Origin of the sequence: Paenibacillus sp. EKM206P (assembly GCF_011066155.1) — a bacterium.
GTDB classification, from domain to species: Bacteria; Bacillota; Bacilli; order Paenibacillales; family Paenibacillaceae; genus Paenibacillus; species Paenibacillus polymyxa_D.
Map to the genome: position 1 here is coordinate 319,291 of NZ_JAAMNQ010000005.1, position 19,167 is coordinate 338,457.

The window sequence follows — 19,167 nt, forward strand, 5'->3', positions numbered from 1 at the left end:
TTACAATTTTACATAGATCGGAAGTATCGAGCGTGCAGTCTGAAAGCATCGGCAAAGGCCCCGCTAATCTTAATGAACTGACCCCTAGATCCTGTGCAATTTGTGGCAGTAATCCAGCAGGCAGGCTTTCTGTAAGAATGCAGATGAATCCCGCCATGGCTAAAGCCAGCAACCCGACCCACGGGAGACGTTTGGAAGACGACACATTTGCACCGCCTTTTCTTATAAGAGCAGTGTTTGAGTTCACGAAAAAAATCTCCTTTATTTATTTTTTGCCGCTTAAAAAAGCTTTCGCTTCCGTATAAGCTTATATAAATAAAACACTTTTTTACATGGATGATTAAAGGGGGATGAAGTGAATTAAGAGGAAAATAGGCGCTACCTTATTGCGCCTAACAGTAGTCATTATTATTTTTCGCGAACCAGTTATCCTGTCCCATATAGAGCCAATCCGAACAGTGTGTGCGACGGTATCCGTAGTGGTTCACCTTTAGCACAGTTCCCCTAAATGTAGCACGGACTTAGTGTATATGTAGCGTATGAAGGTGATATAATAGGGCGCAAATAGGTAGGTTCGTAGAACAAATAACTCGGAACAGAGGAGAGAAGGCTGGTGTTTGAGCAAATTGTAGCATATGGTTTGAGCCAAAAAGAGGCCGTTAAGGATTACCCGTTTGGTGCTGATCCCCTGGTACTCAAAGTAGGGGGCAAGATGTTTGCTCTCCTGACTGAAAAGGATGGTATTAGCCATGTATCCTTGAAATGTGATCCAGTCATTGCGGTAAATTTGCGTGAACAAAACAAGGCGATTAAGCCAGGCTATCATTTAAATAAAAAGCATTGGAATACGATTGAGGTTGATGCTACCTTCCCACTGGAGGATTTGTACAGCATGATCGACCATTCGTATGAGCTGGTCTTCAAGAGCTTAACCAAAGCGCAACGTGAAGCGATTACGATGAGAATACGGGCAACGGATCTGTAAAGGGCTGAGTGAAGCCCTTTTTTTGTATCCAAAAATACTTATAGTTTTACTTGACAGAAATCACAAATAGATATATTCTTAATTTAAAGATAATTCATTTGAAAATAATATCAAGGAGTGGAACTTAACATGAGCGAACTGGTGAATATTATTCAAGAGAGAAGATCAGCTTCTAAATTTATTCCTGATGTTACTATAGATGCAAAAGAACTAGAAGAAATATTTCAGTTGGTGAAGTTTGCTCCATCGGCTTTTAATTTACAGCATGCGCGTTATATCGTAGTGCAGGATGCGGATACCAAACAAAGACTGCATGATGAGGCAAGTAAGCAGTATAAAATATTAACGGCTTCGGCGACCATTGTAGTGTTGGGGGATACAGAAGCTTATACCAAGGTAGCTGACCTCAACGAAGGATTCCTGAATTTAGGTGTCCTGAGCAAGCAGGAATATGATAGTACAGTGGAATCGGTAACTCAGTTTTATCGCGAGCGGGGACCTGTCTTCCAGAGAGAAGAAGCGATCCGTAATGCCAGCCTGTCGGCTATGCAATTTATGCTGATTGCCAAGGACAAAGGCTGGGATACTTGCCCGATGATCGGTTTTGATCCGGCGAAGGTGCAGGAAGTATTGAATATTCCAGAGCAATTTGTACCCGTGATGATGATTACCTTGGGTAAAGAGGACGAATCGGGTCAGCGGGCACGGGGATACCGCAAGCCGGTTGGACAATTTGTCAGCTACAATGGATTTTGAAATTTGTAAATCATTTGTGTAAATAAATCAACATGTTAATGAAGGAGTGATAAAGATGTCATTGAAAACCGCTGGAATTCACCATATCACGTCCTTTGCAGGCGACCCGCAGGGCAATGTTGATTTTTACGCAGGCGTACTTGGTCTGCGATTGATTAAAAAGACGATCAACTTTGATGCTCCAGAAGTATACCATTTGTACTTTGGTAATGAAGAGGGCAGCCCGGGAACAATCATTACTTTTTTTCCAGCTCCGGGTACACGCAAGGGTAAGATTGGAGGCGGACAGGTTGGGATTACGACGTATGTCGTGCCATCCGGTGCTTTGGAATACTGGGAAAACCGTCTGCACAGCTTGAAGGTATCTTTCACGAAGGCTAATCGTTTTGGCGAGTCATTCATCCAGTTCCGAGACAACGAGGGCTTACATCTGGAGTTGGTGGAGCGGGAAGGTGGCCCGTTGAACAAGTGGACAGCCGGGGGTGTGCCTACGGATAAAGCGATCAAGGGCTTTGGCGGGGCGGTACTGTACAGTGCGGATTCCAAACATACGCAAGGGGTGTTGGAGAACGTCCTGGGGATGACTCTCATCGGAGAAGACGCAAATGCAGGCTACATCCGCTATCAGACGACAGGTGATCTGGGCAACCTGATCGATATTCCGGTCAAAGATGTCCCGTGGGGGAATGGCGGTGCCGGTACGGTTCACCATATTGCCTGGCGCGCGCAGGATGATACGGAGCATCAAGCGTGGAACGAATGGGTTCACCAGCAGGGTTTTGGGACTAGTGGCATTGTAGATCGCCAATACTTCAATGCCGTATACTTCCGCGAGCAAGGCGGTATTCTATTCGAGATCGCAACCGATCCGCCCGGATTTACGGTGGATGAGGAATTGAATGAGTTGGGGCACAAGCTGATGCTGCCTGAATGGTATGAGCCTCAGCGCACCCAGATTGAGTCTAACCTGGTTCCCATTGAACCTAGAGTATTAAAACAGGATTAATCTGCTCGATCCAAACAATCATATTAGAAGCAAAAAGGTCCAATACGGGAAGATTTCTACCGTGATTGGACCTTTTTGTGCATGTGGAATTAGCTAGATCATGAGCAGTTCGCGAATCTCCAGCTCGGTCAGTGCCGAAAGGGTTTCTTGCCCCGGCTGAATGACCTGGTCGATCATGTTTTTCTTTTTTTGTTGCAGTTCATACATTTTATCCTCTACTGTGCCTTGGGCGACGAGACGAATAACCTGCACGACTTTTTTCTGGCCCATTCGGTGTGCACGGTTGGTAGCCTGCTCCTCTACAGCGGGATTCCACCATAGATCATACAGTATGACTGTATCTGCGCCGGTGAGGTTCAGGCCAGTACCTCCTGCCTTTAGGGAAATCAAGAACAGCTCGCGTTCTCCTTCGTTGAAGCGATTGCACAGTTCGACTCGTTCCAGAGCGGGAGTCTGCCCATCCAGGTAAAAGTAGGACACTCCTTCTCGAGCAAGCTCGCGTCCGATCATTTGAAGCATCGTGGTGAACTGTGAAAAAATGAGCATCCGTTTCCCGGAGCTGAGACATTCCGTAATGATCTCCAACAGCTGTTCAAATTTGGCGGAGCTTCCCGTATATCCTTCGATGAACAAGCCAGGATGACAGCAGAGCTGACGAAGCCGGGTTAGACCTGCGAGAATTTTGATCCGATTTTTCTGAAATCCTTCCTCGTTGAGATGCTTTAACGTTTCATGCTGGAGCTTGGCCAGATAGGCCGTATACAGCTTTTTCTGATCTGGCAGAAGCCGGGATACCTGCACGGATTCGATTTTTTCCGGCAGCTCCTTGAGGACATCACTTTTGAGACGGCGCAGCAAAAAAGGACGAACCCGCTTGGCAATCACATTTCGAGGCAGGTTGTGAAACGCTCTTTTCCCGCCGGGAAATAACGCAGGAAATACAACGTCAAAGATGGACCACAGCTCTTCCAACGTATTTTCTACTGGCGTTCCTGTCAGGGCAAAACGGTAACGAGCTTTTACATCCTTAACAGCCTGTGCCGTCTGGGTGGCATGATTTTTGAAAGCCTGTGCCTCGTCCAGAATGAGCGTATGAAACGATGGCTTGCTGTACACATCTGCATCGCGTCGTAGCAGCGGGTAGGACGTAATGACGACGTCATAACTGGCGGCATCCCGTATGATCCGGCCGCGTTCTTCCGGGCTGCCATCTGCGATAGTAACGCGGATATGTGGAGCAAACTTCTCCAGCTCATTCCGCCAGTTGTACACCAGTGATGCAGGGGACACGATCATGGCTGGAAGCTGCTGGCTGCGGATTTCCGGCAATACTGAGACGAGAAAGGCGATACTTTGCAGCGTTTTACCCAGCCCCATATCATCTGCCAAAATGCCCCCAAAACGGTAATGCGCCAATGTCTTAAGCCATTGAAAGCCGTAAACCTGATAATCTCTTAAGATTGGGGCAAGCATGTCTGGAACTGGAAAGTCGAGATGGTCTGGGTTGCGTATATTTTCCAGTAGCTGGCGAAAGGTTTTACCCAAAGTCAGGTTTTTCCCATGATCGTGAGGATCAATTAAGTACAGTCCTTGCGTGACGGGAACACGAATTTGGGCTGCATCCAGATCACTTTTGCGGATACCTGTTTCATTCATGAACCGAATCAATTCCTTGTATTCCTCTGTTTCCAGCGGCAGCAAGGCACCATTCGGCAGACGGTGATATTTCTGTTTTTCCTCTAACGATTTGAGCAGTTTGCGAATTTCCGGTTCCGGTATGCCCTCCATATCAAATTTAAATTCAAGCCAATCTGTACGTTCATCCCACTCCGCGCGTATCCTTGGGGTAGGCAGAGTATTGTTTATTTTTGCTTTGACTGCACCTGTAGCATAGACGTCCAGCAGCTTTTCCAGTTGCGGAACCGTATGGTACAAAAAATCATACTCTGCATCTTCATCTTCCATAAAATATCCGCTGTCTGTTCTGGCAAAGGAGCTATGCTCCATCAGCTCCAAAATCCGTTGCTCCTGTTCCCCATCACGTATCAGAATTCGGTCGTTACCAGGCGTTCGTGCATCTGTTTCCAGCGGGTTGATGATGATATCCCCATATTGGAACTCCAGCCCTGCCAGCAGCTTGTCTCTTACTCGGTCCAGATACAGCTTGGCCTTCAATGGCTGCTGTGTGACCCGATCTGAGACGGAACGTGTCATATGAACACGTCCGAGCTTCATTAACCCGGGTACAACCTTGTCCATAAAAGATTCCATCTGCTCTGGCGCGATCTGAACTTTTCGCCTGTGGTGTACTTCTACCATCCGTTTTAGCTCGGACAAACGCCGTAAGGGGTCGGCTTTCTGTTTGACAAGCTTGCCATCGGCAATGACGACACCATAGTCTTCCATGATGGTCAAGTCATCCAATCCTTGTATGCTTAGCTGGTAGCCTTCGGTTTCGGCCTCAACCTCATCAAATTCAAATTGCAGCGGAAGCATCAGGTCGGACTGGGGAATACCCTCGTTCATGTTTCCGTGAATTTCAAAGTAGACGCCCTGTGCTGCTGTCAGCAAGGGGAGCAGCTTTTCCCAAGCCGCAGGCGGGATGAGGAGCATTCGTTCACCGCTCATATGACTACCTGAAGATGAATACGTACCTGAGGTTTCCCGAATCATACGCTCATGGTGGCACACCTGGGATAATTGCTGGAGAATAGCGTCATGTTCAGGTCGGAAGCGGTACAGCTCAGGCTCGTACGAGAAGCTTTTCGTGAACATGTAGCTATCCCCACGGTCAATACTATCCAGAAACGGACGAATTTTCTGGACGATATATAATCGTTTGGGACCAGCCTTCATTTCTACACCAAACATATATTTTTGGTAACCGTAGGCAAAAGGTCGGATCACGAACTGAAAATCCAAGACCGCACGAGTATCCAGCAGGGTAGGCGTGCTGCGAAGCGGTCGCTTGCGTTCAAATAGTTTTAACATACTGTCGGTCAGCTGGAGATCGCCTTGTGTGATGTCAGAGGATCGTGCTGTTCTAGCAGTGTGATCATATGAAGCATCTGTAGATGTGTACATCCCGTCTGAATCCATGCTTCCTGCTGTATCTGGGGCAGTACCGGGATGAAGTCTGGAGGCATAGGAGCGCACAGACAGACTCTTTCCACGGCGTATATCATGGGCGTTAAGGAGAACAGCTGCGATATGTTTACAATATCGACCGGTGTTCTGAAATGTGCTACAGGTGCATTCTGCTCGGATACTTCCATTGGATCGGATCATCGCCGCAACAGCATAAAAGCTGCTTCCTTTGACCGTAGCTTCGTATACCCCTTCATCATGATCTATTTGTGTAAAGGCCACTCTTTTGGCCCGGTAATAGGCATCCCCGTCGTCATAAGCGGCTTGACTGCATAGTTGTCTGATGGCTCGTCGGGTAAGTTCAAAACTCATGGTTCGTAATCCTTTCCTGGGTTATTCCGTTTTCTTACATGATAACAGAACAGACAGGAGGATGGACATGTGGGGAATGTAATTGAAAAATATGGATGATATTATACGAGAAATAAAACTTATCAGCTAAGAACGGAAGGTTTCCACACCGATTTGATACCGTAGACTTAACCCTATCCCATGTCTTATGGCGTATTGATTGTCTTTGGAAAGAAAAGGTACAATTTATAAAAGGGATTTTGTGGATATAAAATGGATGTTACGCATATGAAAGGGATGATTAGGATCAGTCACCGATATCTAAAAGGAATGATGGTGTTGATAGCCCTTATTTTAATACTGGGAGGATGCCACAAGGTGAATAAAGACGAAGATGCTGAACTGGTCAGTAAGGCGAAAGCTACGGCAATTAAGCATATGAAAGACGAATATGGCCTTGATGTAGAAATCACATATGAACATAAATTACCTACTTATGTCTCCAATAAAATTGATTTCAAAGGTAATGTGAAAGAACATCAAGAACAGACATTTGATATTGCTGTAGATTATAAAACTCAAGAAATTTCAAATTTTCTATATAGTCCTGAGTTGAAGGATGTTCTTATAGAAAAAGGATATAAAAAGAGGGAATAACCATATTTTATTAGCATTTAAAAGGAGTTTTCTATGAGAACCTCACTTTCTGTAAATGATGAGACTTATAAAACAATGTCAGAACTGGCCTATACAAAGAGGGAATCAGGTAAAGCAGTAGATGAACTACCTGGCTGGAAAGTGTTAGACACGCTCGATCGCGAGGATTCGGGACTTGCCGCTGTCACATTTTACAACGAAGAAACGGAACAGGCCGTTATCGCCTATCGTGGGACGGAAACGGATGATCCACAGGATCTGTATAACGATGTGACTCTTGCTCTTCCTGAAATTAACCGCAAAATTCACGGTAGTTTGAATATTCATTCAGATGAATATAATGAAAAAATGAAAAAAATGGACGACGCTTTAGGGTTCACGGCGTTTAACAACTGGATGGGAGAGAAAGAAAAAAGCGTAGATAAGGCTTTGTTCGGCAGCTCGAACCAGTTCTATCAGGCAGAGGACTATGCGAAGGATATACAAAACAAGTACAAAAACTACAACTTCTCGCTAACTGGACATTCGCTGGGAGGAGGGAATGCACAATATGTAGCTGCTTATACAGGGTTAAATGCGGTTACATTCTGTGCGCCTTCAGTCATTTCCAGTCTGACACCGGAGTACAGAGAGAAAGCAGAAAATGGTGAGTTTGACCATCAAATTACGAATTTTCTGCATCCCAGTGATATGATAGCTAGCTTTATTGGGGGAGGGTACGATCTTCACGTAGGAGCTTCCTACCATATTGACAATAATTATCAAACAGCTAATGAAGGCTTAGGACTAAAAGAGAGAGTGGACAACACGTTGGGTGGGCCTTCCTATCACTCACTCAATCATTATAAGTTTGATAAGAATGGCTATGTATCCAACCCGCTATATGATCCTGTAACAGGCGAACGAATCGCGGAATCTCCGCGTATTCCATCTGACTTTAACCTAATGGAAACGGTGGACGGCTGGATACATCAATTAGGACAGACCTTAACTCAATTCCAAAAGGCAGCGCTGGTAACGGCGGCAACATCTGCTTCAGCAGGTACGATTCAAGTCATGCCGGAGCATCTACTCGCTGTAGCTGAAAAATGGAAGGCGAATGCGCAACAATGTGATGCAGATTTCCAACGTGTCAGAGCCAGGCTTTCACGCTATTTGCACAGTAGTCAGAGTCGGCGGTTGCAGCCGATTGTAACACAGCTTGACTCCTCCATGATGGAATTTAGTCAGTGGCATTTACGGACGACTAATGAATTTCTTTACAATCTCGAGTACAAAATAGAGCAGTTTATCCAGGCAGATATTAGCTAATAACGCTAATAACAAGGTACTAACGATATAGAAAAATGAATACATAGGAGGTGGCCAGTAATTTGAACGGACAATTACGGGTCGAACTGGAAGAGCTATTGCTTGCCGAAAAGGAGCTGACCTGGCTACTCGCCAAACTTCGCACAGATGAACAAGCGGCACGTGTATTATATGGGCGTCTGCATGAATGGACTGGGCATTCGGCCAATGCTATCAGAGACCAAATTGAAGATTTTTTTGTCGGGTTAACGAACAGAATTCATACTTTAGAGCAACAAAAGGCAGAGTTAATTCAGTATGTTGAATTGATGAAACGTACAGACGCTGTACAGTAATGAAGGTAGAGAAGTTTTTACAAGCTGCACATAGCAGGATACAATGGAAGTGTTAGAGAAAGGAGACGGATACTTTTGCAAAATGAAGAGAAAAAGACCGATTCCAAATCCGGCTCATCCAAATGGTACCTTGGTAGTGCAGCAGCATTGCTTCTTCTGAAAGGCAAGTCGTTACTTGCCCTTTTAAAATTCAGTAAATTTGGCGGTGCGCTGATATCTATGGCGATAACGATTAGCACATATGCGATCATTTACCCGTGGGGATTTGCGGTCGGCTTCGTGTTGCTGTTGTTTGTACATGAGCTGGGACATGTATTGGCCGCCAAGCGCAAGGGGCTTCCCGTATCAGCACCATTATTTATTCCTTTTCTCGGTGCGCTGATCACCATGAAACGTCAACCTTTGGATGCGCAGACAGAGGCTTATGTGGCCATGGGCGGCCCGTTACTGGGGACGATTGGGGCTATGGCAGTATACGCAGGAGCCTATGCAACAGACAGTCCCCTGTTGTATGCGCTCTCGTATGTCGGCTTTTTCCTGAACCTGATCAACCTGCTGCCGATTCATCCGCTCGACGGAGGACGGATTTCCACGGCAGTGACGCGTTGGCTGTGGCTGGTGGGTCTATTGGGTGGAATTGTAGTCGTAGTATATTTAAAATCCTTTTTATTTTTCTTGATATGGGCGTTCTTTGCCTACGATTTGTACAAAAAATATGTTAAACGCAATAAAGAAGAGGCTAAGGTCCAATCCTTTTTGCAAAAGCCACTGGTGAACGTACAGCATCTGTATGAACAAGGATATCCGCTGCCTGGACCGGAGCACACGCGCAGATTATCTTTTAATACCTACTCGGATTTAGAGGGGCAGCAATATGTGACGGTGTATATGGAAAGTCTGGATGTGGAGCAGACACTTCTGCTGCCACAGCAGTGTCTTGTCCAGGATGTATGGCTGAACGGTGTGGAACATATACCGACGCCGGATGCGTACCAGCTCAGATTGCTGTGTGGGATTGATTATATTCCGTTTGAAAATGATAAGTATTACGAAGTACCCGCATCATCGCGCTGGAAATTCGGCATCGGTTACTTGGCTTTGGCCGTATTCCTGATGGGGATGATGTATGTGGTGCACCAGCATATAGGGGATATTAGGCTGTGATCCGATGATGAGAGCTTGGTGAAGATTTTAGATCATTAAGGCAACGGGTACAGCTTATAGAAAATAGAGTCAAAAGAGCGCGACAACCGCAATATTCGGTGTCACGCTCTTTTTTTGTTGAATAACACGGAGGAGCCTTTGCTATCCGTCCTTATATCTTAATCCTTTGTTCATTAGTAATCGGCTTTAACGTTTGGCGGTATTTAAGTGGGCTGGTGCCTGTCCAGCGCTTGAACTGTCTGCTGAAATGAGCCAGACTGGAGTATCCGAGCAGGGAAGCTACCTTGTTGAGTGGTAGATTGGGCTGCTGGATCAACACCTTAGCTTCATGCAACTTGGTTTCCGATAGATAGTGACGTGGTGAATAGCCGTATACCTTGCGGAACACTTCCTGGGCATAGCCAGGACTGATCCCGAGAGAAGCCGCCACATCTTCAAGTCGGAACGCTTGCTCGCCAGATTCATCTTCCCGATAAGGCTTAAACCTCGATTGAATAGCTTCCATGATGGCCTTGGCATATTGAACGGATGAAGGCGCAATTCTGGGCTCCAAACTGGTAGATATCATTTGCGAGAATATCCCGAATAGCTCAAATAAGGCAATCTGCATGCGAAAACGGTCTGCTGTCGTATATTCTCCGCTTTCCCGCACCATGCCAATCCAGCTATGGACAACCTTTTGCAGCTTGGCATTCGTTTCAGTACCCGCCGGAAAAAAGAGCTGATTGCTTTTAATCATTTCCTGACGGAATAATGGATCATCGACATTAAAATGAGAGCTAAAATAGTACATGCCGTTTGGGGAAACACACTGACTCACATGTTTAAAACCCGGCGGAATGATTAAAATATCACCTTCTCCAACCGAATATATGTTATTTTCCATAATCGTTTCCTGACGACCTTCTAAAATGAGTGCAATTTCAAAACCGATATGAGATTCCTCCGGCATGCACCAATCCGCTTGGACCCGGTGAATATGGGCGCCAAAAAATTTCACATTCCAGTCAATAATGGGCAGCCATTGGCAATCATGAAATAGAGATGGATCAACATCAGGATTTAATATCATCAGATCACCTTCGATTAGGGCAAATTTTACACCGCTTAGACAATCTCATTGTATCTAACATTTAACTATAATAAAAGAGCGCTTACAAATACTATTGTATAAGCTTTTATATAAAAGAAAGTGCTTATATATAGACATTTTGAAAGTGATGCGGATTATGTTGACATATCTGTTTCAATTATCAGTACTCTATTTGTACTAGCCCGTATATGGAATGCACTTAGTGCTCCGATCTTCGGAGTGGCTGGAATCGAATTTTGCAAAATCCTGATGAACCTAATTGGAGGACGACTTGATGAAAAAGCTACTGTACGGTGTTGCCTATTATGATGAATATATGCCATATGACCGTTTGGACCAGGATATCCAAATGATGAAGGATGCGGGCATCAACGTGGTGCGGATTGCGGAATCCACCTGGAGTACGCATGAACCGCAAAATGGCGTGTTTGATTTTACTTCTGTGGATCGGGTGCTGGACGCCATGCATAAGGCGGGCATTGAAGCCATTGTGGGGACGCCCACCTATGCCGTACCCACGTGGCTGGTGAAGGAGCATCCTGATGTATTGGCGACAACGCCTCAAGGGCCGGGCAAATATGGTGCTCGCCAGATTATGGACATTACGAACCCGGTGTACCTGTTTCATGCCGAGCGAATCATACGCAAGCTGATCGGACGGGTGAGTCAGCATCCGGCGGTCATTGGCTTTCAGACGGATAATGAGACCAAGCATTACAACACGAGTGGGCCTAATGTGCAATTGCAATTTGTAAAGTACCTGCGAGAGCGGTTCGAATCGCTGGAGGAGCTAAACCGCAAATTTGGTCTGGACTATTGGAGTAATCGCATCAATAGCTGGGAGGACTTTCCTTCAGTGGTCGGAACGATTAATGGAAGTTTGGGCGCAGCCTTTTCCCAATTCCAGCGCAAGCTGGTGACGGACTTTCTGGCATGGCAGGTCGCGCTGGTGAAGGAATATAAGCGGGAGGACCAATTTATTACGCAAAACTTTGATTTTGAATGGAGAGGTCATTCCTTTGGTGTTCAGCCAGACGTGGATCACTTTGCGGCATCGCAAGCCTTTGATGTGACTGGGGTGGATATTTACCATCCATCACAGGATGACCTGACTGGTATTGAAATTTCCTTCGGTGGCGATGTGGCACGTTCGACGAAAAATAACAACTATCTAGTGCTGGAAACGGAAGCGCAGGCTTTTACCCACTGGGTTCCCTATCCGGGGCAATTGCGTCTGCAAGCGTTCAGCCATCTGGCTTCAGGGGCCAATATGGTGGCATACTGGCACTGGCATTCCATCCATAATTCCTTCGAAACCTACTGGAAGGGTCTGCTGAGCCATGATTTTGAGCCGAATCCAGTGTATGAGGAAGCACAGACCATAGGGAAGGATTTTGCAAGATTGTCTCCGCATTTGGTCAACTTGAAAAAGAAAAATAAAACGGCGATTCTGGTCAGCAACGAAGCATTGACGTCAATTGACTGGTTTAAATTTAATATGAGTAGTCCGTTGAATTACAATGACATCGTACGTCGTTTGTATGACGAGTTGTATAAACTGAATATCGGGACAGATATTGTTCATCCAGGTACAGAATCGTTTGACGACTATGATCTCTTGATCGTCCCGGTTCTCTATTCTGCCCCAGATGCACTACTGGAGAAGCTGAACCGATATGTGGAAAAAGGTGGTCATGTAGTATACACATTCCGAAGCGGATTTACCAACGAGCATGTGCAGGTGAGAACGTCCCGACAGCCGGGCGTGATTAGCGAAGCCTGCGGCATTCATTACAGCTTGTTCGTGGAGCCGAAGAAAGTGACGCTTAAGAATAATCCTTTTGGGGTGGCACCAGAGGACAATCAGGTAGATACGTGGATGGAGCTGATTACCCCGACGACCGCCGAAGTATTGGCCTATTACGATCACCCGCATTGGGGCAAATATGCAGCAATTACGCAAAACCGCTATGGTCAGGGAACAGCGACCTATATCGGCTGTATCGTCAGCCCGGCGGTCATCCGCGAACTATTCAGCTCTGTAGCCAAAAAGGCAGGAGTATGGGGACTGGATCAGGAAACGTCTTATCCGATCATTGTTAAATCCGGCACGAATGAGCTAGGACGGACAATCCGGTACTATTTTAACTATTCTGAACAAGCAGGCTCGGTGGTCTATCCGCATGGAGACGGCAAGGAGCTGATTGGGGAGCATGCGGTTACCCAAGGAGAAACGCTTCCATTAGAGCCTTGGGGTGTTATAATTATCGAAGAAGCGTAAATGATGAATAATGAGCTGAAACCAACTTACGAATAATATCATATAGGTTTTCCCCGGGAGTATCCGGTACATGAAGCGCCCCTGCGAATTGCGGGGCGTTTTCGCATATGGCTGAAAGAGGAGTGCATCGCTATGCCAACCCGAGCAGTTCGCTGGTTCCGGGCGCTGACGGCCCCGTATCGACGTAGCATTCAGCTCAAGCTGATCTTGACGATGGTTGTTTTGTCTGTGCTGCCGGTCATTGCTGTCACGGTGCTGGCTGCGGAGAAAAGCAGAGCTTCCATGGAAACGGAAGTGGTAGAGACGAACATGTCCAATATGAAATGGACGGGGATCTATATCAGCGATCAGCTAGATCGTCTGAATCATCTGATTTACAGCATTCAGATCAGTCCTGATCTGAGCGATTATTTGAATGAGCGCGAGCCTGACAATCTTTCAAGCCAATTTAATGCCCAGCGAAAAATGCTGAATACGATGGCGAATGTGTATTATTCGGCCGGAAGTCATGTGATCGGCATCCAGCTTTATTCGAAGCAATCGCAAACCTTGTTTACCTTCAATAGCATGCAAAATGAAATTACGACGGTGAGCGGTATTCCCCCACAGTATGCCGAGATGTGGCAAGCGAATAAGGATTATTTGATTCGCCCAAGCTCTACTGACCCGGAACGCTTTACTCTGACGCGCAGTATTCGGCGTTTTGAAGACCAAAAGCAGACGGGAGCTATTTCTTTGGATGTATTGTGGTCTCAATTCGATCAGACGCTGGGCCTGCTGGGACGAGGGGATCAGCATCAGGTGCTTATTACAGATGCAGATGGCAGGGTTATGTATCCAGCACAGGCTCGGCAGTCGCCTCCTCCTGCAAGTGTGCTGTCAGCTCTTCGTGACGTTAAGCCGGGCCCCGGGATGATTCAAACTGCTGAACATTATGTGTTCTATAATGATCTGGATGTAGTTGGGCTGAAGCTGGTCAAAATCGTACCCACTTCCTCCATTAACCACAGCGCCTTTTCAACCATGCTGTATGGTATTATCGTCGGCGTGATTTCAATCCTGGTTTCCATCTGCATTGCCGTTTTCATCGCATGGCGGACTGCACGACCGATTGTTCATTTGGCGCGTTCCGTACAGGAGCTGGATATGATCAAAGGACCGATTGGACAGCCAAGTACACGCCCGGATGAGATCGGGCTGCTGGAAAGAAGTCTGCATGGGATGGCAGGCCGAATTCGCGAGCATATTCAGGCAGAATACAGTATAAATTTGCAAAAAAAGACGGCTGAATTGAAGGCGCTCCAAGCACAGATTCATCCACATTTTCTACAAAATACGCTGCAAATGATCGGAAGTATGGTGTTTTCGCAAAAGCCGGAGGACACCTATGAAGTCATTCGGTCGCTGAGTGAGATGTTCCGTTACGTGGTACGGGAACCTCAGGATTTGGCCTCTTTACGCGCAGAGCTCGACCATGTGGGACACTATATGCGCATCCAACAGCGGCGATTTCCACAAAGATTGGTGTTTCAGGTGGAGACGGAAGAACAGGCGATGGATATTCGACTGCCTAAGCTATCGCTTCAGCCGTTGTTGGAAAACGCGTTTCAGCACGGTCTTGACCGAAAGGCGGGGGCATGGAGAATGGGGATTCGGGTGGAGATTATGAAAGAAGATGTGTGTATTACAGTTTGCGATAATGGAAACGGCATGGCCCCGGACAAGCTGGAAAAAGTACGGGCAAAGCTGGAAAACGCGTCGGAGGAACCGATCTGGGCGCAGGGTAGTCATATCGGATTGAGCAATGTGTCTTCACGCATACGGATGAATTTTGGAGTGCGCTACGGAGTGACGATAGATAGTGAGCAGGGAGTCGGTACACGTGTCACCATCCGCATTCCATTCACCTCAGCAGAGGAGGGAAAAGTATGATCAGAGTATTAATTGTGGACGATGAGCCGTGGAACCGCGATATTCTAAAGACATTTGGCACATGGGAAAAACTTGGAATGTTGGTAGTGGGGGAGGCTGAAGACGGAGACGAGGCGTTCAGGCTGGTCGGGGAGTTAGCTCCCCATATTGTGATTACTGATATGCACATGCCGGGTGCGGACGGAGTGGAGTTGCTGCAAGCGCTAAATAACCATTGTTCTGATGTAAAAATCATTGTCGTGAGCGGATATGATGACTTTGCGTATGCCAAACATGCTATCCGTTACAAGGCCGTCGATTATTTGTTAAAGCCAGTCAATCCTGCAGAGCTGAATGCAGTGCTACTCAAATGCAAAAACGATCTGGAGGTCAAGGTGGCTGAACAGCAGCAAGAAGCGACAGAGCTGGATTATGAGTTTTTTCATAAGCTGACCCAGTATAAGCAACTGCTGCGTCTTTATTTTAATGAGCTGAACTGTGACGGGGTGAACTTAACCTGCAGGCAGGTTATGCAGGAGCTGGAGAGTTACGGAGCACCAAGTCCACATATGCTAGGCAGGCTGGTGCAGGAGCTTCTTTCCCTGCTGAAAGAGCTCGCAGTGGATAACGGGCTGGATACTTCTACGGCAAAGGCAGGATTTCCACTGCCGCAGGATGCCGTATCCTCTGTGGAACATGCGTTGGAATTCGTATCGTCGTGCTATGTTCAGGAACTGGATCAGCTCATTCGGCAGCGGAAATACAAAAACAAGCTGAATTTAGAAGAGGTACGGCGATATATCGACAGTCACTTTGCTGGGCCGATTACACTGGAGCAGTTGGCGAAAAACTTTTTTGTGAGCAAAGAGTATATGAGCAAGGTATTTAAGCAGGAGTATGGTCAAAATGTAACAGACTACATCGTAGAGCGAAGAATGGAAAAAGCGCGGGAATGGCTGGTCAATAAACAGATTTCAATTAAAGCAGTTGCGGAGATGGCAGGATATGAGGATGTGTCTTATTTCTATCGGGTATTTAAAAAGCATTTTGGCATGGCACCCGGTGAAATGAGGAAGGAAGTTTAAAAAAGTCCAATCCAATAAGCTAAGGGTGTCCAATGGCAGAAGTGACCTCCCATTCTATAATGAAAGCGTATACAAAAAACGTTATTTTCAACTTAGGGGAGGTCATTTTTCATGAAGTTGTGGAAATGTGTATTGAGCACGATGCTGGTTGGCACGTTATTGGCCGGGTGTGGAGCGAATTCTTCAGGCAGTGACAGCAGCGGTTCCGGTGGAGACGGCAAAACGGTGAATCTCAAAATGTTTATTGCTCAGCCCCGTTTGAAGGAGCACTACGATAAATACATTAATGCGTTCGTAGCGAAAGAGAAGAAAGATAAAAATATCGACGTTACGGTTCAACTGGAGATGCCGCCTGCTGACAACGCCGCACAAATTTTGAAGACAAGACTCGCATCCAACGATGCGCCGGACGTATTTGCATTACACGCGGTGAATGAAATTCCTCCGTTTTATAAAGCGGGCTATTTGGAGGATTTATCCGGCCAGCCTTTTGTTAACAAATTGATGGATAGTGTGAAGCCTTCGGTGACAACCAAAGACGGAAAGGTCGTAGCGGTTCCCTTGGAAACGATCTCATGGGGCTACTTGTACAATAAAAAGATATTTAAGGATTTGGATTTGCAGCCGCCGGGAACGTTGACCGAAATGAAGGCTGTGGTCGAGAAGCTGAAAGCGAACAATGTGAAACCGTTCCTGTTGTCCTACAAGGAATCCTGGATTCCACAGCTGTTCGTGCCGCTGACAGCGGGTGCGATGATGAACACGCAGAATAAGGATTTTATCGACCGGATGAATCAGGATAAAGGCTCCTTTTCCGAAATGAAGAGCATGTTCGATATTATTGATCTGGTGAATAGCAACGGTACGGACAAGGCGCTGGAAATCGGCGGGGATGATGGATCGGCTGCGTTTGCCTCGGGTAAAGCGGCGATGTGGATTCAGGGACCGTGGTTTGCGGAAACGATTTTAAAATCTGATCCGAAGATGGATTTTGGGGTAGCACCGCTGCCGATCAATGATGATCCCAATGCGACATTGATTAATTTGTCCACTTCGACTTCGCTGGCTGTATCCTCTACAAGCAAGAATAAGGAGGTTGCACTCGATTTTGTTAACTATGTGCTGGATGACAAGGATTCTAGCGCGTTCTATGAAGCATTGAAATTTAACCCGATCTCCAAAGTGCATACGTTTAAAAGCTATCCTTGGGTTAATGACGCTACCGAATACGTGAAAGCAGGCAAGTCGTACCAAGATCCATCTATCCCGCAAGCGGTCAAGGACGAGGCAGGGAAATCGCTACAATCCTATTATGCGGGTCAGCTCTCGCAGGATGACGTCATTAAGGCGCTGGATAAGGCATGGAAATCCTATAACAAAGTGAACAAGTAACGGTAACCTACAGAATTACACCAGGAGGGAGAGACTCCATGCCTTTTAAAATCTATAAAAAATACGTCATGCTACTGGCGTTTACAGCCCCGGCGCTGATCTTTTATGCTATCTTCCTGCTCATTCCAACGATCAGCGGCATGTACTACAGCTTTACAGACTGGAACGGATTGAATCCCAATTACAGCTTTATCGGCTTGGGGAACTTTGTGGAATCGTTGAAGGAAGACCCCGATTTTCTCAATTCCCTTTGGTTTACCCTTAAATACGTATTAGTGATGATTGTGCTGCAAAATGTACTGGCACTGGCACTGGCAGTGTTGATTGAGTCGCGTACACGTACCAAAGGATTTTTCCGGACGATATTTTTCATGCCCAATATGATCAGTACCATTATTAGCGCATTTATGTGGACATTCGTTTTTTCTTCCGTGCTGCCACAGATCGCCGAAAAGACGGCTATCGCCTTTTTGGGCCAATCGTGGCTGGGCGATCCAAAAGTATCTTTTTTCTCTATCATTGTCGTGTCGCTCTGGAATGGTGTCGGCTATATGATGATCATCTATCTGGCTGCGCTTCAAGGTGTACCACAAAGCTTGAAGGAGGCTGCTATTATTGACGGGGCGAACGCATTTCAGACATTGCGAAGCGTAACGATGCCGATGATTACTCATGCGATTACGATCTGTTTCTTCCTGACGCTGAATGGTGCCTTCAAGGTGTATGAGGTTGTATACGGACTGACTGGCGGGGGACCGGGGCGCAGTACACAGGTGATTACAATGAACATTTATGAGGAGGCGTTCTCCAACAACTTCCGTTATGGGTATGCGAGCGCCAAATCCGTTATTTTGTTCGCCATTGTGCTAATCTTTACTCTGATCCAGCTACGCGTCATGAAGAAGAGGGAGGTGGAGGCATGAGGCTGAAGAAAGCCAATTCCTTGCTGATTACGCTGATTCTGTGCGTGGGCGCTGTCGTGTCCTTCTTTCCAATCTACATGGCGTTAATTAACTCGTTTAAAACACAGGGTGAGATGTTTGCATCCTTTACGGCGCTGCCGACGAAGCTTCACTTTGAAAATTACAGTCAGGCTTTTCATCAGACTCATTTACTGAACAGCGCCCTTAATTCCACGATTATTTCTTTTATCGGCATTGGTGGCATTGTGATCTGTTCGGCACTGGCAGGCTACAAGCTGTCTCGTACACAGGGAAAACTGAGCAGTGCGATTTTCTTCCTGTTTGTCGCATCGATGCTGGTGCCGTTTCACTCTATTATGATACCGCTTACACGAATGGCAAAAGATTTGTCCGTTCAAGGGAGTACGTACGGCCTAGCCCTCATCTATATCGGCTTGGGTGTGAATATGGCGATCTTTTTGTATCATGGATTCGTCAAATCCATCCCGCGTGAGCTGGAAGAATCCGCACAAATGGACGGCTGTAATGAGTTCCAAACGTTCTTTCGCATTATATTTCCTTTGTTGCTGCCGATTACAGTTACCATCGCGATTTTGGATTTTCTGTGGATTTGGAATGACTTTTTGCTTCCATTGTTGATGCTGACGGATGTGAACCATTACACCCTGATTCTCTCGACCAATATGCTGTTTGGAGAGTACAACAAGGATTGGTCGCTTATTCTGGCCGCACTCGTACTGACCTCCATCCCGGTTATCCTGATCTATGCATTCTTCCAGAAATTCATTATGGAGGGTATCGCGGAGGGAGCGGTTAAGGGATAAGGTGGA

The 19,167-nt window shown here is 46.4% G+C and carries 15 protein-coding genes and 1 pseudogene; 13 read left to right on the forward strand and 3 right to left on the reverse strand.

Going from position 1 to position 19,167, the window contains the following annotated elements:
* Window positions 1–43: 43 nt before the first annotated feature.
* Window positions 44–247 (reverse strand): annotated as a pseudogene (locus tag G9G53_RS13665) (MFS transporter); the annotation flags it as partial.
* A 366-nt stretch (window positions 248–613) separates the two neighbouring features.
* On the opposite strand from G9G53_RS13665, the gene G9G53_RS13670 reads away from it, so the two are divergent.
* From G9G53_RS13670 to G9G53_RS13680, 3 genes are all read left to right on the forward strand, one after another.
* Window positions 614–985 carry an MmcQ/YjbR family DNA-binding protein gene (locus G9G53_RS13670; RefSeq protein ID WP_029515857.1) on the forward strand — a complete coding sequence of 124 codons (372 nt, stop codon included), beginning with the start codon at window positions 614–616 and terminating at the stop codon, window positions 983–985.
* Between the two features lie 129 nt (window positions 986–1,114).
* Window positions 1,115–1,741 carry a nitroreductase family protein gene (locus G9G53_RS13675; protein ID WP_029515856.1) on the forward strand — a complete coding sequence of 209 codons (627 nt, stop codon included), beginning with the start codon at window positions 1,115–1,117 and terminating at the stop codon, window positions 1,739–1,741.
* A 55-nt stretch (window positions 1,742–1,796) separates the two neighbouring features.
* Complete coding sequence (locus G9G53_RS13680) at window positions 1,797–2,747, forward strand: ring-cleaving dioxygenase (RefSeq protein WP_029515855.1); 951 nt, start codon at window positions 1,797–1,799, stop codon at window positions 2,745–2,747.
* Window positions 2,748–2,840: 93 nt separating this feature from the next.
* On the opposite strand, the gene G9G53_RS13685 is transcribed toward G9G53_RS13680, so the two are convergent.
* On the reverse strand, window positions 2,841–6,206 hold the full coding sequence (locus G9G53_RS13685) for a DEAD/DEAH box helicase (protein WP_165148291.1): 3,366 nt from the start codon (window positions 6,204–6,206) through the stop codon (window positions 2,841–2,843).
* A 357-nt stretch (window positions 6,207–6,563) separates the two neighbouring features.
* On the opposite strand from G9G53_RS13685, the gene G9G53_RS13690 reads away from it, so the two are divergent.
* The 4 genes from G9G53_RS13690 (at window position 6,564) to G9G53_RS13705 (ending at window position 9,652) form a co-directional block, all read left to right on the forward strand.
* Window positions 6,564–6,842 carry a hypothetical protein gene (locus G9G53_RS13690; protein ID WP_165148294.1) on the forward strand — a complete coding sequence of 93 codons (279 nt, stop codon included), beginning with the start codon at window positions 6,564–6,566 and terminating at the stop codon, window positions 6,840–6,842.
* 33 nt (window positions 6,843–6,875) lie between these two features.
* Entirely contained in the window at window positions 6,876–8,153 is a 1,278-nt protein-coding gene (locus tag G9G53_RS13695) for a lipase family protein (protein WP_165148297.1), read from the forward strand.
* A 62-nt stretch (window positions 8,154–8,215) separates the two neighbouring features.
* Window positions 8,216–8,488: a hypothetical protein gene (locus G9G53_RS13700; RefSeq protein ID WP_165148300.1), complete on the forward strand. Its 273-nt coding sequence runs from the start codon at window positions 8,216–8,218 to the stop codon at window positions 8,486–8,488.
* A gap of 75 nt (window positions 8,489–8,563) precedes the next feature.
* Entirely contained in the window at window positions 8,564–9,652 is a 1,089-nt protein-coding gene (locus G9G53_RS13705) for a site-2 protease family protein (RefSeq protein ID WP_029515850.1), read from the forward strand.
* A gap of 151 nt (window positions 9,653–9,803) precedes the next feature.
* Here the strand turns inward: G9G53_RS13705 and G9G53_RS13710 are convergent, their stop codons facing one another.
* Window positions 9,804–10,724 carry an AraC family transcriptional regulator gene (locus G9G53_RS13710; RefSeq protein WP_165148303.1) on the reverse strand — a complete coding sequence of 307 codons (921 nt, stop codon included), beginning with the start codon at window positions 10,722–10,724 and terminating at the stop codon, window positions 9,804–9,806.
* Between the two features lie 295 nt (window positions 10,725–11,019).
* On the opposite strand from G9G53_RS13710, the gene G9G53_RS13715 reads away from it, so the two are divergent.
* The 6 genes from G9G53_RS13715 (at window position 11,020) to G9G53_RS13740 (ending at window position 19,161) form a co-directional block, all read left to right on the forward strand.
* Window positions 11,020–13,026 carry a beta-galactosidase gene (locus G9G53_RS13715; RefSeq protein WP_165148306.1) on the forward strand — a complete coding sequence of 669 codons (2,007 nt, stop codon included), beginning with the start codon at window positions 11,020–11,022 and terminating at the stop codon, window positions 13,024–13,026.
* Between the two features lie 132 nt (window positions 13,027–13,158).
* The gene (locus tag G9G53_RS13720) at window positions 13,159–14,958 is read left to right on the forward strand and encodes a sensor histidine kinase (RefSeq protein ID WP_165148309.1); all 1,800 of its coding nucleotides are present in this window, start codon (window positions 13,159–13,161) and stop codon (window positions 14,956–14,958) included.
* Window positions 14,955–16,022, forward strand: coding sequence for a response regulator transcription factor (locus G9G53_RS13725; RefSeq protein ID WP_165148312.1), 1,068 nt, complete (start codon window positions 14,955–14,957; stop codon window positions 16,020–16,022). Before G9G53_RS13720 ends, G9G53_RS13725 begins: the two co-directional genes overlap by 4 nt.
* 111 nt (window positions 16,023–16,133) lie before the next feature.
* On the forward strand, window positions 16,134–17,414 hold the full coding sequence (locus tag G9G53_RS13730) for an ABC transporter substrate-binding protein (RefSeq protein ID WP_165148315.1): 1,281 nt from the start codon (window positions 16,134–16,136) through the stop codon (window positions 17,412–17,414).
* A 38-nt stretch (window positions 17,415–17,452) separates the two neighbouring features.
* Window positions 17,453–18,337 carry a carbohydrate ABC transporter permease gene (locus G9G53_RS13735; RefSeq protein ID WP_165148318.1) on the forward strand — a complete coding sequence of 295 codons (885 nt, stop codon included), beginning with the start codon at window positions 17,453–17,455 and terminating at the stop codon, window positions 18,335–18,337.
* Window positions 18,334–19,161, forward strand: coding sequence for a carbohydrate ABC transporter permease (locus tag G9G53_RS13740; RefSeq protein ID WP_165148321.1), 828 nt, complete (start codon window positions 18,334–18,336; stop codon window positions 19,159–19,161). Before G9G53_RS13735 ends, G9G53_RS13740 begins: the two co-directional genes overlap by 4 nt.
* Window positions 19,162–19,167 lie beyond the last annotated feature (6 nt).